Origin of the sequence: Halomarina halobia (assembly GCF_029338575.1) — an archaeon.
GTDB lineage: Archaea > Halobacteriota > Halobacteria > Halobacteriales > Haloarculaceae > Halomarina > Halomarina halobia.
On sequence record NZ_CP119992.1, the window covers coordinates 2,870,783 to 2,886,499 of the forward strand.

Here is a 15,717-nt window from a genome sequence, read left to right on the forward strand (position 1 = left end):
GCCCGGCGGCATACGTCCGTCGCTCCGTGGCGTTCGACCCGTCGCGGGTCGTCCCGCGACGGAACTCCCCGAAGTGATCGATCCCATACCAGTCCGAACGTCGAACGGTGCGTTTATCTTTCATTCGGGACAGCGTCGAGCAATGACCGACGCCCGGGCCGCGGCCGACCTCCTGCGGGAGCGACCGGACCTCGAACCGGCGGTTCGCGCCGCGCTCGCCGTCGACGCCGACCGCGAGCGCGAGCCGTGGACGTTCGACGACGTCGCCGTCGACTCGGGGGCGTTCGGCGAACTCGTCGCGCGCGGCGTCGTCGAGCGCCGCGACGGGGGGTATCGGGTCGTCGCCCCCGACGCGGTCCGCGCGGCCCTCGACGGCGACGCGGGCGAACCGACGGTCGCCGCCCCCGGAGTGTCGGCGTCGCCGGTCGCGTCCCACCCGTTCGCCGACGTGGACGCGACCGCGATCCTGACCCTCGCGGGGACGCTCGCGTTCCTCGCGCTCTTCCGACTCGTCTCGTTCCCGTTCGTGTTCCGCGAGCGCGTCGTCCTCTCGGGGAACGACGCGTACTACTACCGCCACTGGACCGACCAGTTGCTCGCGCAGTCGGGCGGCGCGCTCGACCTCTCGGTCCTCTCCGCGCTCCCGCCCGCCGTCGCGGCGGGCGAACCGCTACTCGTCGCCGCGCTCTGGTCCGCGAGCGCGCTCGCCGGCGGCGCGTCGGGGATCGTCCTCGCCGTCTATCCCGTCGTCGCGGCCGTCGCGACCGGGCTGTTCACGTATCTGCTGGCCCGCCGCACGAGCGACGACCGCCGCGTCGCGCTCGCGGCGGTCGCTCTGCTGGCGGTCGTCCCGGCCCACGCGCTCCGGACCGGACTCGGCTTCGCGGACCACCACGCGTTCGACTACGTCTGGCTCGCGCTCACCGCGTGGGCGGTCGTCGCGCTGGTCGACCGGGATTCCCGCGGGTTCGCGATCGATCGGTCGACCCTCGTCGCCGCCGTCGCGCTCGGCGTCGGCGTCGCCGGGCAGACTCTCGCGTGGGACAACGGCCCCGTCCTGCTCGTCCCCGTCGGCCTGGCGGTCGCCCTCGCGGTCCCGGTCGCCGTCCGCGAGGGTCGCTCGCCGGCCGCGCTTGGTGCGCCCGTCGTCGCCGGACTCGCCCTCGCGGCCGGCCTCTCGCACCTCGCGCACGCCGGCCTCGGCTGGCACACGGACACGGTCGCGTACGCGCCGTCGCTCCTCCTCGCGGGCGTCGTCGTCGCGCTCGTCGTCGGTGAGGCGTTCGCGCGCCTCGCGCCGTCGGTTTCGAACCCCGCCCTCCCGATCGCGCCGGCCGTCCTCGGGGCCGAGGTCGTCGCCGTCGTCGGCGTCGTCCTCGTCGTCCGGTCGCGCTTCCCCGGGTTCTGGTCGGACCTCGGACGCGGGCTCGGCACGCTGTTCGCGGAGCGGGCCATCGCGGAGGTGCAGTCGCTGTTCGCCTCGGGGTCGGCCGGCTGGCTCCTGCTGTTCGGGTTCGCGCTCGTGCTCGCCCTCCCCTACCTCGCGTGGGGGCTGTGGCGAGGGTGGCGCGGGGCGCTCGGGTGGCTCGTCGTCGGGACGTACGGCGGGTACTTCCTCGCGCTCGCCGCCGTCCAGACGCGCTTCGCCGGCGAGCTCTCCCCGTTCGTCGCCGTCTTCGCCGGCCTCGGGTTCGTCCACCTCGCCGAGCGCGTCGACCTCGCGGCGCGACCGGTCCCCCTCCGCGACCCGCCGGAGCGGACCGACGACCGCGAGCCGTCGCCGCGCCTCCCCGACCGACGGCGACTCGGCGCGCTCGCGCTCCTCTTCCTGCTCGTCGGCGGCCTCGGGATGATCCAGGTGCCGGTGAAGACCTCGCTCGTCACCGTCCCGGACGGGCAGTACCGGACCGCGACGGCCATCGACGCCCACGCAGAGGAGCGGGGGCTCGCGTACCCCGAGAGCTACGTGCTCTCCGAGTGGGGGCGAAACCGCGTCTACAACTACTTCGTCGGCGGCGAGGCGGCGTCGTACGGCTACGCCCGGGCGAACTACGACGCCTTCGTCGAGTCGACGACGCCCGGCCCGTGGTACGAGCGGTTCCGCGGTCGGGTCGGTTACGTCGTCGTCGAGGACGACGCGCGCCCCTCGAACGTAATCGGCGCGCGCCTGCACGAACGCTATGGCAGCCGAGCGGACGGCGTCGCCGGCCTCGCCCACTACCGGGCGATCTACGCCAGCCCCGGCGGCGAGTACGTGGCGTTCGCCGTGGTGCCCGGCGCGACGATCGTCGGCCCGGCGTCTGGCGAGTCGGTGACGGTCGAGACGGGCGTCGAGATCGACGGCGCGTCGTTCGCCTACGAGCGGCGCGCGGCGGTCGAGGGCGGGACGTTCCGGGTGACGGTGGCCTACCCGGGAACCTACTCGGTCGGCGGCGAGACGGTGTACGTCTCGGAGGCGGCGGTCGAGGAGGGGAGGACCGTGCGCGTCGGCGCGTGAGCGCCGTCGCCCGGAATCGTGACAAAAGCTAACATTCTCTGGTGCAGATGGGGGCGTATGCCCGACGCACCGGAGCGAGGCGACGATCGAGAGGCGGACGCGGCGTCCGCGAGGGGGTGTCCGAAGTGCGGTCGCACCGAGGCGAGCGTGGAGGAGGTAACGACGACGAGCCCCGGGTTCTCGGCGCTCGCCGACGTGGAGAGCCACGTCTTCACCGTGGTCACGTGCGACAGGTGCGGGTACTGCGAGTTCTACCGGCGATCGGCCGACACGGTCCGCCGCCTGTTCTACGGGGAGGGGCATCCCGATCCGGACCGAGAGACGGCGGCCAGGCGATCCGACGGTTCCGTACACTACTGCAGCATGTGCGGCATCGACGTCGGGGCGGACGCCGGGGCGTGTCCCGGGTGCGGGCGGACGTTCGTTTGACGCGCCCGCCGTTACCAGGTCAGCCCCTCGTAGGTGATCCCGTCGCGGCGCTCGACGATGCGGCGGCCGTCGATCACGACCGGGTCGGCCATCGCGTCGAACTCCTCGTCGAGGGCGGCGAACTCGTCCCAGTCGGTGACGACGAGCGCGCCGTGTGCGCCCGCCAGGGCCTCGGCCGCCGAGTCGACGTACTCGACGTCGGGGTACAGGTCGCGCATGTGTTCCGCGGCGGTCGTCGGGTCGTAGGCGACGATCTCGGCACCGCGCTCCGCGAGCCCCTCGATGACGAGTTTGGCGCGCGAGCCACGGATGTCGTCGGTGCCGGGCTTGAACGCGAGGCCGAGGACGGCGACGCGCTTCCCGGCGACGTCGGCGTGACCGTCGAGGAGTTCGAGCATGCGCCGGGGTTGTCGGTCGTTGACGCCGACGACGGCGTCGAGCAGCTCCGGCTCGTAGCCCGCGGACCGCGCGGCCGCCCGGAGCGCGTCGGTGTCCTTGGGGAAGCACGAGCCGCCCCAGCCGACGCCCGAGCGGAGGAAGGCCGCGCCGATGCGGTCGTCCAGCCCGATGGCCTCCGCGACCTCGTAGGAGTCCACGCCGAACCCCTTGCAGATGTTCCCGAGTTCGTTGATGATACTCACCTTCGAGGCGAGGAAGACGTTGTTCGCGTACTTGATCATCTCCGCCTCGCGGCGGCCCGTCCGGACGATCGGGATCTCGCGGTCGCCCACGAGCGGCGCGTAGAGTTCCTCGAGCAGCGAGAGCGACCGCTCGTCGCCGGCGGTGCCGAAGACGATCTTGTCGGGGTTCAGGAAGTCCTCGACGGCGGTTCCCTCGCGCTGGAATTCTGGATTCACCGCGACGTCGATCTCCTCTCCGACGGTCCTCCCGCTGGTCTCCTCGAGCAGGGGGGCGAGGCGCTCGTCGGTCGTCCCGGGGACGACGGTGCTCTTGATTACGACCAGGTGGAAGCCGTCCTTCTCCGCGAGCGCCTCGCCGATGTCGCGGACGCCGGCCTCCATGATCGAGAGGTCGATGCTCCCGTCCTCGCGGGAGGGCGTGGGGAGCGCGACCATCGTGAGGTCCGTATCGCGGAGGGCCGCGTGTTCGGTCGTCGCCCGCAGGCGGTCGCCGGCGTGCTCCGAGAGCAGTTCCGGGAGTCCGGGCTCGTGGATCGGCGGCTCGCCGGCGTTCAACCGCTCGACGACCCCGTCGTCGATGTCGATGGCGACCACGTCGTGTCCGAGGTCGGCGAAGCAGGCGGCGACGGACGAGCCGACGTAGCCGCTGCCGACGACTGAGACGTTCATCACCCGTCCCGTCCACGCGCGAGCACTTCAGCGGTTCGGCTGCCCGTCCGGGAGGGTCACCGCCCGCGAACTATCACGGGTCCTCTGGTCCCCTATCAGGGCCGCTTTCGGCCGCGTCGCACCCGCAACGCCGCGATGCAGGGCGAGGAGGAGGACGTCAGGCTCCAGCGCGACCCGAACGTCCCCCCTCCGGGCCGCACGAACTCGCAGGCGTCGAAGAGGAGGACCTCGACTGGCTTGCGACCCAGACCGTCGAGACGCAGGCGCGCCCGCCGCGTTGCAACCCACGGCCCGTCACCGCGGAGGACGCGCGGCGTCCTGGAGGACGCTCCACGACAGGTAGGGGCGCTGACGTCCGAGCTATTCCTCCGACGCTCCCGTGCCTCGCCCGAGTTCCAGACCCATCGGCTCGATCCCGGCGCCGGTGCGACCCGCCGCGCGCCCCAGGTAGAGCGCGGAGTTGACGAGGCCGACGTGGCTGAACGCCTGGGGGTAGTTGCCGACCTGCACCCCCCCGTCCTCGTCGATCACCTCGGCCAGCAGGCCGAGCGGGTTCGCGTAGTCGAGCACGCCGAGGAACACCTCCCGCGCCTCCTCGACGCGCCCGGAGAGCGCGAGCGCGTCGACCAGCCAGAACGAGCACAGCACGAACGTCCCCTCCTCCCCCGGCAGGCCGTCGTCGCCGTCGTACCGCCGGACCAGCCCCTCCTCGGTCGTCAACCCCGTCCGGATCGCCTCGACGGTGCGCTGGACGCGCTCGTCGTCGAACGGGAGGAACCCGACGAACGGGACGAGAAGCGCCGTCGCGTCGAGCGCGTCGTCGTCGAACGCCCGGACGAACGCCCCGCGCTCCTCGCTGTAGCCGCGTTCGAGGACGGCCTCCCTGATCTCGTTCCGCACTGCGCGCCAGCGGTCGAGCGGCGCGTCGAACCCGTGCTCCTCGGCGATGGCGATGCCGCGGTCGAGCGCGACCCAGCACATCAGCTTCGAGAACACGAAGTGACGGGGGCCGCCCCTGACCTCCCAGATCCCCGCGTCGGGCTCCCGCCAGACCTCGGGGACGTAGTCGACGATGGCCCGGACGGCGTCCCAGTCGTCCCGATCGAGGGTGCCGTCGTCGCTGACGGTCTCGTAGACGGCGAGCACGAGTTCGCCGTAGATGTCGAGCTGTCGCTGGTGGATCGCGCCGTTCCCGACGCGGACGGGCGAGGAGCCACGGTAGCCCGAGAGGTGCTCGAGTTCCCGCTCCTCGAGATCGGGGTCGCCGTGGAGGCCGTACAGCGGCTGTATCCGCTCGGGGTCCTCGGCGCGACAGCGGTCGAGGAACCACTCGAAGTAGGACCTCGCCTCCGCCCCGTGGTGGAGGTTCGAGAGCGCCTGGATCGTGAACGCCGCGTCGCGGATCCAGTTGTACCGGTAGTCCCAGTTGCGGACCCCGCCGACGTCCTCCGGGAGGGACGTGGTCGGGGCGGCGGCGATGGCACCGGTCTCGCGGTGGGTCAACAGCTTGAGCACCAGGCCGGACCGGACGACCTGGTCGTGCCACGGGCCGCCGAAGACGCACTCGGACTCGGTACAGGAGTGTGCCCACCCGCGCCAGAAGGAGACGGTGTCGTCGAGGAGTCGCCCCGCCGTCCCGTCCGCGACCGGTTCGGCGTCGCCGTACCGGAGCACGAACCACTCGGCGTCGCCCTCGGTCAGCGTGACGGTCGCGGTCGCCTCGCCGTCGCTCACGTCGAACGGCCGGTCGGTCGTCAGGAACGCGGACTCCTCGCCGCCCGCCGCGAGGAGTCCGTCGTCCCGCGCCTCGACGGTCGTCTCCGCCCGGGCGTAGTCGAACCGGGGCTCGAACGCGACCTCGACCTCGGTCCGACCGCGCTCGCAGGTCACCCGGCGACACATCGTGGGTGGTCGGATCCGCTCGCCCCCGTCCTCGACGATCGGCATGAAGTCGGTCACCGCGAGGTCGCCCATCGCGGTCCGGAACTCGGTCCGGAGGACGTTCGTCCGGTCGAGGTAGCGCTGGGTGGACTCGTAGGCGGCGGCCGGTCGGACGCCGAAGCGGCCGCCCCGCTCGGCGTCGAGGAGGCGCGCGAAGACGCTCGGCGATTCGAGGTGCGGGAGGGGACACCAGTCGACCGAGCCGTCGACGCTCACCAGCGCGCACGTCTCGAGGTTCCCGACGAGGCCGTAGGCTTCGAGCGGCGGATACTCGCTCACGTTACGCGTCACACGCCTCGGACCACGCGCCCCGTGATCATCAACGTGGAGGGCTCGTGCGTACCGCGCGACAGAGCGCCCGCCGAGGATCGGGAGTCGTCATCGCGTCCGGCGTTCCGCCACCTCCTCGCGGAGGTCGGGGACGACCTCGTACCCGGCGGCGAGGGCGACGAACGCCTTCTCCACCTCCGTGCTCCTCGTCGGGCACGCCGACGCCGGCGGCAGCGACCGACAGTGCGCGTCCTTTAGACCGTCCTGACACTCGACGGATGGTATCGATTTCGGGTGACGAACCTATTTGTCCGCGGGCGATGACGGGCGAGGTATGCAAGCTGTCGTACTCGCCGCCGGGAAGGGGACCCGGCTCCGCCCGCTCACCGACGACACGCCGAAGGCGATGGTGGAGATCGACGGGAAGCCGATCCTCACCCACTGTCTCGAACGGCTCGTGGAGCTCGGGGCGGACGACCTCTTCATCGTCGTCGGCTACCTGAAGGAGAAGATCATCGAACACTACGGGGACAGCTTCGACGGCATCCCCATCACCTACTGTCACCAGCGCGAGGCGCTCGGGCTGGCCCACGCCCTCCTGACCGTCGAGGAGCACATCGACGACGACTTCATGCTCATCCTGGGGGACAACATCTTCGAGGCCAACCTGACCGACGTGGTTCGGCGGCAGGCCGAGGATCGTGCCGACGCGGCGTTCCTCGTCGAGGAGGTGCCCTACGAGCAGGCCTCGCGGTACGGGGTGTGCAACACGAACGACTACGGCGAGATCGTCGCCGTCGTCGAGAAGCCCGCGGACCCCCCGACGAACCTCGTCATGACCGGTTTCTACACCTTCACCCCTGCGATCTTCCACGCCTGCCACCTCGTCCAGCCCTCCGACCGCGGGGAGTACGAACTGAGCGACGCGGTCAACCTCCTCATCCAGAGCGGGCGCACCATCGACGCGATCCGCATGGACGGCTGGCGCATCGACGTGGGCTACCCAGAGGACCGCGACGAGGCCGAGCGCCGCCTCCGCGAGGGCGCGCCGACCGAGGCCGACGAGTCGGTCGCCACGGAGGAGTAGGGCGGGTAGAGCGCGCCGACGGTCGAACGCCCGCGCGGACCGTCTCCCCCTTCGAGCGACTCGGCGACCCGCTAGCCGACAGACGTATCAGTGGCCGCGTGCCGCCGCCGGTCCGCCGCCCCTCGTTCGTCACCCGTCGGATGCGAGGCGTCGGTCCCTCCGCCGTCGTCCGGTCCGAGGCGCGTGAGCCGACGGCAGCGCCGACTTACTCTCCTGTGAGAACTTCTCCGATTCGATAGTATGGCCGGAGGATTCATCTCCAGACCGCTCTTTCCCACACTATCAGGTGTGGCTGAATGAACACTCACCCAAACATTCTACTACTCGTTCTCGATAGCGTTCGGGCGAGGAACACGAGCATCCACGGGCACCGGAACGACACGACGCCGTTCCTGCTCGACTTCGCCGGGGAGTCGACGGTGTACTCGCAGGCGCGCGCGCCGAGCATCCACAGCGTCGCGAGCCACGCGAGCCTCTTCAACGGGTATCACGTCGAGGAGCACGGCGTCACCGAGCACGAGTCGCGGCTCGACCCCGCGGCGACGGTCTGGCACCGCCTGGAGACGGAGTTCGGCTACCGGACGGGGATCTTCTCGCCGAACCTGGTGGTGATGGAGACGTCGAACCTGAGCGAGCCGTTCGGGACGCGCGTCGGGCTGAAGCGCTCGCTCGACCGGCGACTGTACGACGCCGGGCTGAGCCCGAGCGACTTCGACGACCACGTCTCCGCCGGCGAGTACCTGCGAGCGAGCCTGCGGAACGGCCAGCCCGTCCGGTCGGTCCTCAACGGCCTCTACTACCGCTACGGCTCCCACGCCGACTCGGCCCACGACCCCGAGACGGAGTCGGCGTCGGTCTACCTCGATCACTTCCTGGAGTGGGCGGAGGAGCGGTCGGGACCGTGGGCGGCGTGCGTCAACCTCATGGACGCCCACTACCCCTACGTCCCCCGCGAGGAACACGACCGGTGGGGCGGGCCGAACCTCCGGCGGATCCAGGAGGACATCACGGGGACGCAGTCGCGGCAGTTCCTCACGGGCCGGCCGTGGGGCGAACTCGCCGCCCTCGAATCGCTCTACGACGGCTGCATCCACCAGATCGATGCCGCGCTCCGGTCGTTCGTTCGGGACCTCAAGGAGGCGGGCCTGTACGAGGACACGCTGCTCGTGATCACGAGCGATCACGGCGAGGGGTTCGGCGAGCGGAGCCTCGTCACCCCCCGCGTCAGGCACGTCGATCACAGCTGGGGGATCGGCGAGGAGCTGACGCACGTCCCGCTGGTCGTGAAGGCCCCGAACCAGCACCGGGGCCGCCGGGTCGACGCGCCGGTCAGCCTCACTGACTTCCGGGCCGTGGCCGAGGGCTACGTCGAGGGCTACGCGGACGGCGATCCGTTCTCGGACCTGGGCCGCGACGAGGTCGTCGCCTCCACGTTCCGCGTCCCCGCGCCGGGCGACGTCCTGCCCGACTCCGTCGAGCGGGCCGACTACGTCGGCCCCTGGCGGGCGGTGTACCAGGCGAACGACGGCGTCGTCTACAAGTACGTCACGCACGGCCCCGACCGGGCGACCGTCCGCATCCTCGACGCCCAGACGGCGTACCGCGCCGAGCGCGACGAGCCGGGGATCGTCGACGAGATCTTCGGGCGGATGGAGAACCGGGAGGTCGCGGACGGCAGCCGCGACCTGACCCGCGACGTCGAGGCGCAGCTCGAGGACCTCGGCTACATGCGCTGACGCGTCCGCTCCGCTCTGCTCTTCCCCCACTCTTGCCCACCGGACGACGAGCGACGGCACCGGGAGGGCGACTCCGATTCGGTCCGTCGGTTCGACGGCCGCGGTCGCTCGACTTGCTTCGACGGGTTCGACGGGTTCGCTGACGTCGCTGACTCCGACGGCGTCGGCGTCGGTCGGCTCGGCGACCGCGGCGACGTGACCTCCGCCCGGGGCGTACCGGCCTCGAGCGAGAGGGGACGCTCTCACGGGGAAGACGTAGAGCGCCCGGTGAACGTTCTCGTATAAGTACTTTCTCTAAACACAAAACTTATCCAGCGGAGGTAGTTTCATACTGCCGATGGTCGGGGCGTGGCGGTACAGGCTGGCCAGCGTCGGTGTCGTCGCCGGAGTGACGGCGCTCGCCGTCGTCCTCGCGAACCACCCGGCGGCCCAGGGGTTCGTCACCTCGCTTCCGTTCCTGTCCCGACTCCCGGCGACGACGGTGCGCGGCGCGGCCCTCCTCCCGGCGATCGTCACCGCCGTGGGCGTGGTCTCGCTCGCGTCGCTCCCGCTCTTCCGGCCGAAGCGCCGACGGACCCTCGACGCCGTCGCCCTGACCCACCGGCGACTGCTGGTGGCGTTCGCGGGCCTCGCGGCCGTCGGGTACTTCGACTACACGTACCGCCTGCCCCGGACGACGCTCCTGCTGACGGTGGTGACGCTCGCCGTCGCGCTGCCCGTCTGGTTCGTCTGGGCGCGGCCGCGGCCGAGCGGCGACGGCGACTGCGCCGTCGTCGTCGGGGACGACCCGGACGGGATGGCGGCGATCCTCGCGGCGACCGAACTGGAGGTCGTGGGCTACGTCTCCCCCCCGGCGCAGTTCCACGACGGCTCCCCCGTCCGGCCGTCGTTCGCGACCGACGGCGGGGTGGCGGTCGACGCGGGACGGAGCGCGCTGGCCGACCTGCCCTGCCTCGGGGCGCTGTCGGACCTGGAGTCGGTGTTCGCCGGCTACGACGTGGACACCGCGCTGCTCGCGTTCGCGCGGCCCGACCGGGAGCAGTTCTTCGGCACGCTCGACGCCTGCGACCGGTTCGGCGTTGGCGCGAAGGTCCACCGCGAGCACGCCGAGAGCGTGCTGGTGGCCGGTCGCGGCGGCGGGGAGCTGGTGGACGTGGACCTCGAGCCGTGGGACTGGCAGGACCGGATGCTGAAGCGGCTGTTCGACGTCGCGTTCGCGACCGTGGGGTTAGTGGCGTTGCTGCCCGTGATCGCGGTGATCGCGGCGGCGGTGACGCTCGACAGCGAGGGACCGGTGCTCTACTCCCAGGAGCGGACGGCGGAGTTCGGGGGGACGTTCACCGTCTACAAGTTCCGGAGCATGGTGCAAGACGCGGAGGCCGAGACCGGCGCGGTGGTCAGCGCCGAGGACGACGGCGGGGTCGATCCGCGAGTGACCCGCGTCGGGGCGTTCATCCGGCGGACGCACCTGGACGAGATCCCGCAACTGTGGTCGATCCTGCTCGGGGACATGAGCGTGGTGGGACCGCGGCCCGAACGCCCGGAGTTGGACACGGGTATCGAGTCGGACGTCGAGGAGTGGCGGCGGCGGTGGTTCGTGAAACCGGGATTGACGGGATTGGCGCAGATTAGCGGCGTGACTGGTTTCGATCCGCCTGAGAAATTACGTTATGATATCGAATATGTCCAGAAACAGTCCTTCTGGTTCGATTTGAAGATCACTATCCGACAGATATGGTATGTAACTTACGATTAACTTGTGGAAGTGTCTCCTCGACGGTTGGATACTCTATCGGTTCCACCGAGTTCCATTGTCTTACTATGAACAGTACCAAGCAAGCTCCAAAATAAGACGGTCACTGGTGGCAGTCCCATTGGATATGCGGTCATATTTCCGATAACGATTGCGATAGTCACTAGGATGAGTGCGAACGAATAGGGATTAGATTCTGCCGTATAAGTCAAGATACCGAAGCGAATAGACGATAAATAAACGGAGAGTATACCTAGGACTCCGAATGGGCCTGCTTGTATTAGTAGATTAAGATAATAATTTTCGGTGATGATGTCCGACGCAATAGAAGATGCGACCAATGTTCCGTATACCGGCTGTTGACGGTACACCTCTATGGCGGCTCGCCAAGCCTCAAAACGACCTGCCAGATGCGGAATATTCTCAAAACCTCCTTTAAAAAGGCTGGCTAATTGACCAAATCTGCTGCTTATTTTGCCTCCTAATATCGTGTCTACAATTATAATAGGGCCCGCGAATATCGGGAACCATATGGTATTTTTTAGCAGAAATCTAATTTGGAATAAACATAGTGTCACTGGTATCATGAACATTACTAGTCCTGTCCGTGACCCCGATAACAGGATACCACCAATTGCAAAACTAAGGTAAAGGCCGTATCGCTGCGCATCCTGACGATTGAAAGTGGATATTGTGGCCAAGACTAATGCACAGAGTGCCATTAGTATCCCATAATGGTTCGGATTAAGTAATAATCCTGTAGCACGACCGTAGTAGAACCAAGTTTGTCGATGGCCTTCTAATCGATGATGAGGGAGATTGTTAACGAATCCGTAGAATTCGAGGTACTGTAATATAGCGTAGCTTGTGTGTGTGAGCACAATGAGCGCAATTACTGATGTTACGAGCCGCCGTCGGGTAGTAGTATTACGACACATGACTGCCGTTACTGGGAAGAACAACATCCACTGGAGATGGCGCAATCCGGGTGTAATGGCTCCAATTGGATATCGTCCAAGTACTATGGCGATAAGCGGATATAGGAGGACAACAGAGACAAACAAAGCGATACTTATAAGCAATGAACGTGACGCTTTCGCAAACGATAGTCTATATTCATGGAATAATTCTAAAACAAAAACTATAATGAGTAACCCAAACCATAAATCGAGTAGACTGATGAAATGTCCGGTTTCAGTCATCTCAAACCGGAGCCAAGGGTTAAACGTCGCGTAACCAGTTATGAGTATAAGGAATGCAAGATCTAGACGTAGCCAGACTAGCATCACCCATATTAGCGTGAGTCCTCCGATCCCAACGAAGAACGCTATTTTCATCGGAGTCATTAGCAACCAGCAGTAGGTAGTACATTCATAAAATAGATACCCTTCACGAAGAGTTTATGTTATGGTAGGTGATATCCCGCAATATGGGTAGTGTACCATCGCTTTCGATTTTTATACCAACGCTACGAGGTGGTGGGGTAAAACGTGTCGTCCTAAACCTGGTTGAGGAGTTTGGACGACGAGGGTATATGGTTGACCTTGTGGTCTCTCGCGCTGAAGGTGAGTTTGTTACTGATGTTCCGGACACAGCGTCGTTGGTATCGTTTGATGCGCAAGGAAAGCTTGGTACTATTTCTGCATTGCGCTCGTATCTATCCACGACGAAGCCGGATATTCTCTTCTCTGCACACACCCACGCTAATGTCTTAGCACTTCTTGCCAGCTTATTTGTTCCCCAACCGCCGAGAACGATCATTAGCGAACACAGCCTCGTTCGAGATCGTCAGACGTATCTTGATTACGACATCCTGGATCGAGCAACTGCAGCTTTGGCGAGTATTCTTTATCCACACGCCGATGGCTTGATTGCCGTTTCCAAGGAAGTCGCACATGACTGTATGAATTTCTTTAATGTTCCTGAACAGGATATATCAATTATTCATAATCCGGTAGATATAGCGCGGATTCAGGAGCAGGCGAAAACACCAGTTGACCATCCATGGTTCATGGCTGATGCCCCACCAGTTATTCTAGGAGTTGGCCGGCTAGTCCGCCGGAAGGACTTTGAAACACTTCTTCGTGCATTTAAGAGGCTGACTGAGACGCGTGAGGCTCGTTTAGTCGTACTTGGAGAGGGCGAGTGTCGTGATGCCTTGGAACAGTTAGCTGGCAGACTCGGTATCCAATCTCTTACCTCTTTTCCCGGATGGGCCTCTAACCCATTTAAATTCATGTATCAAGCAGACGTAATCGCTGTTAGTTCGCGGTCTGAGGGATTTGGTAATGTGCTAGTTGAGGCTATGGCTTGTGGATCGTCTGTCGTTTCAACAGCGTGCCCTGGTGGTCCATGTGAAATACTTGATGACGGTTCATACGGTCATTTAGTTCCAGTTGGTGATTTCAAGGCACTCGCCCAGGCGATCGAGGATTCTATTGTTTCTCCTCTTCCAGAAAAAACGCTTAGTGATCGCGCTACGGACTTCTCCGTTCAAAGGATCGCTGACGAGTACGAAGCAAGACTATTTAACGAAAACGACCGATATTTTGAGGGGGCCGGACTGTAAATGGATGTTTGACAAATATGCCAATCGTATCCGTAATAATTCCAGTCTATAACGATGCTGACGTACTTGGCCGCGCTATAGAGTCTGTTCTTGCACAGACTCTCGAAGATTTCGAAATGATCGTTGTTGATGATGCTTCCTCAGATGAACCAGAGTCAGTGCTCTCGAAGTATACTGATTACAGAATCCGTTATTTAGTCCACGAGCAGAATCTTGGTGGGAGCGCAGCACGCAATACTGGGATTAAGGCAGCATCCGGTGATTATATCGCGTTTCTTGATGCAGATGATGAATGGTTCCCAAACAAACTCGCCAAACAGATTCAGGTACTTGCGGATCAATCCAATGAATTCGTGGGGATTTGCTGTGACTTTGAACATAACCGTGGATATCTAATAGCTGAAGCTGTTGACCAATTTCTAACGAAAAGTGATCGCGGAGGTGAAGAAAGACATCTCGGTGAGCGAATTCTTGCCCGACAAATCGCTCTTGGTGGTGCTTCATCAATACTCCTCACCCGAGATGCTGCAATGTCAATCGATGGATTCGATGAATCGTTCCAACGCCATCAAGACTGGGAGTTTATGATCAGATTGTCGAAATTTGGAAGGATATGTTATCTGAATGAGGAATTGTTTAGGAAACATGAAACCGATCCTCCAGACCCGGAAACAGTTGAACGGTCAAAAAAGGTGTTCTTTGAGAAGTTTAAGACGGATATCGACAAGGCGGAGGAAAATGGATATCCCGTCCGTGCACGCCACCGTCTTGAACTCGCGAAGTGCTTTATTTCCGATGGCCAATTCTACGAAGGTACTAAGAGATTGAATGTAAAGGATATAAATTCGATCCAAGCATTTTTTGAGCTTGGATATTCCACTCTCCGCGGTCTAAGGAGGTATCGTCGGGGGAATACAGTCTAATTCAACTTTCAATCAAGTAATGAATCATACAGGTGTCGGAATTTGCATTGAGAGTGGATGAGGCTGTATTCTTCTATATCAGTAGTCATCTCTAAGCAATTAGGACACGTTAGAATTTGTTCAATAGCGTGGACAAGACCGTCAATATCGCCGGGCTTCACGAGATAACCCGTATTTCCGTTGTCGACTTGGTCCGGGATGCCTGCGATCTCCGTCGAGACAACCGGAAGTTGAGCAGCTAATGCTTCTGTTATGACTCTTGGTGTCCCTTCGCGGTACGATGGAAGGACAAATATATCCGCAGCTTGCATAATCTGAGGGATGTCCTCACGATAACCTAGTAATTTGACCACGTTATCGAGTCCTCGATTCTCTATCGTCTCCACCAGGCGGCTGTTCAACGAACCTTTCCCTACAATAAGCAGCTTGATATCGTGGTGCATCTGAAGACGTTCGACGGCTTCTACTAGATCAAATAGACCTTTCCCTTCCTCAAGTCTTCCCGCATACAAGAGTGTAATTGATGTACTCATAACATCAGATGCTGGGGAGGCTGTCTGGAACTGTTCTACTTCTACACCGTGCTGAATGAGCTCATACTGTTCCAGCTTTCCAATATTTCGCTCGAGATATGTATCGCGTATACGTTCTGATTTTACGACGAGCTTATCAGCTAATGGAGCAGCAGCTCGCTCGAGAATCAGTATACATGCGTTTAATATCCTATTTCGATCCTCTGTAATCGGGTCTCCGTGTATCTCATGAATCACAATGTCAGTTCTAGCGAGGGCGGCGGCGAACCGACCGATTATCCCTGCCTCAGTACTGTGGGTGTGGAGAACATCAATATTCTCTCGACTGAGATAGTACCAGACAGATACTACTGCGAAGCAAGATGTTAGTGGATTATAGTGTCGCATTAGACTGAAAACGACACTCGTGACACCTAAAGACTTGACTGATTTAATCCGCTTTTGGTCGTGTTTGGCTCCTACCCCGAGTCGTAAGTCGTATTTTTCGGCGCTTGACGAGAGTGCATCAAGTTCGATTTCCGTTGTGCGTTCAGCACCACCATCAAGGAAACGAGTAATGAGGTGGAGGACACGGTATTGCATTTGTGGTCTCTAGGACGTGTACATGTGGTGTAGTATCACTATTGTGGATTGTAGCTCTATTGCAACAATGCTTATTCGCTACATTTA

Annotated in this window: 10 protein-coding genes and 1 pseudogene; 8 read left to right on the forward strand and 3 right to left on the reverse strand. The window is 63.4% G+C overall.

Translation table 11 applies throughout. From position 1 onward, the window contains the following. The first annotated feature begins 142 nt into the window (after positions 1 to 142). Positions 143 to 2,497, forward strand: a complete 2,355-nt coding sequence (locus P1K31_RS15235; protein ID WP_276304179.1) for an STT3 domain-containing protein — start codon at positions 143 to 145, stop codon at positions 2,495 to 2,497. A gap of 57 nt (positions 2,498 to 2,554) precedes the next feature. Next, on the forward strand, positions 2,555 to 2,926 hold the full coding sequence (locus P1K31_RS15240; protein ID WP_276304180.1) for a zinc ribbon domain-containing protein: 372 nt from the start codon (positions 2,555 to 2,557) through the stop codon (positions 2,924 to 2,926). An 11-nt stretch (positions 2,927 to 2,937) separates the two neighbouring features. Here P1K31_RS15240 and aglM read toward each other — a convergent pair whose 3' ends face one another. Continuing rightward, positions 2,938 to 4,236, reverse strand: a complete 1,299-nt coding sequence (gene aglM / locus P1K31_RS15245) for a UDP-glucose 6-dehydrogenase AglM (protein ID WP_276304181.1) — start codon at positions 4,234 to 4,236, stop codon at positions 2,938 to 2,940. A 120-nt stretch (positions 4,237 to 4,356) separates the two neighbouring features. Between aglM and P1K31_RS21915 the strand changes: the two are divergent. Beyond that, positions 4,357 to 4,547: pseudogene (locus P1K31_RS21915) on the forward strand (hydroxyacid-oxoacid transhydrogenase); the annotation flags it as partial. A 49-nt stretch (positions 4,548 to 4,596) separates the two neighbouring features. Here P1K31_RS21915 and P1K31_RS15250 read toward each other — a convergent pair. Further along, positions 4,597 to 6,468 (reverse strand): glycoside hydrolase family 15 protein, encoded by a 1,872-nt coding sequence (locus P1K31_RS15250; protein WP_276304182.1) that lies wholly within the window; start codon positions 6,466 to 6,468, stop codon positions 4,597 to 4,599. A 313-nt stretch (positions 6,469 to 6,781) separates the two neighbouring features. Here P1K31_RS15250 and aglF point away from each other — a divergent pair, with 313 nt between their 5' ends. From aglF to P1K31_RS15275, 5 genes are all read left to right on the forward strand, one after another. After that, positions 6,782 to 7,534: a UTP--glucose-1-phosphate uridylyltransferase AglF gene (aglF, locus tag P1K31_RS15255; protein ID WP_276304183.1), complete on the forward strand. Its 753-nt coding sequence runs from the start codon at positions 6,782 to 6,784 to the stop codon at positions 7,532 to 7,534. Positions 7,535 to 7,830: 296 nt separating this feature from the next. Continuing rightward, complete coding sequence (locus P1K31_RS15260) at positions 7,831 to 9,270, forward strand: sulfatase-like hydrolase/transferase (RefSeq protein ID WP_276304184.1); 1,440 nt, start codon at positions 7,831 to 7,833, stop codon at positions 9,268 to 9,270. Between the two features lie 337 nt (positions 9,271 to 9,607). Then, entirely contained in the window at positions 9,608 to 11,026 is a 1,419-nt protein-coding gene (locus P1K31_RS15265; protein WP_276304185.1) for a sugar transferase, read from the forward strand. Between the two features lie 1,426 nt (positions 11,027 to 12,452). Next, on the forward strand, positions 12,453 to 13,592 hold the full coding sequence (locus tag P1K31_RS15270) for a glycosyltransferase (RefSeq protein WP_276304186.1): 1,140 nt from the start codon (positions 12,453 to 12,455) through the stop codon (positions 13,590 to 13,592). Between the two features lie 17 nt (positions 13,593 to 13,609). Then, a complete protein-coding gene (locus P1K31_RS15275) occupies positions 13,610 to 14,515 on the forward strand; it encodes a glycosyltransferase family 2 protein (protein WP_276304187.1) in 906 nt (301 codons plus the stop codon). Positions 14,516 to 14,523: 8 nt separating this feature from the next. Here P1K31_RS15275 and P1K31_RS15280 read toward each other — a convergent pair whose 3' ends face one another. Further along, positions 14,524 to 15,630 (reverse strand): glycosyltransferase, encoded by a 1,107-nt coding sequence (locus P1K31_RS15280; RefSeq protein WP_276304188.1) that lies wholly within the window; start codon positions 15,628 to 15,630, stop codon positions 14,524 to 14,526. Positions 15,631 to 15,717: the final 87 nt, after the last annotated feature.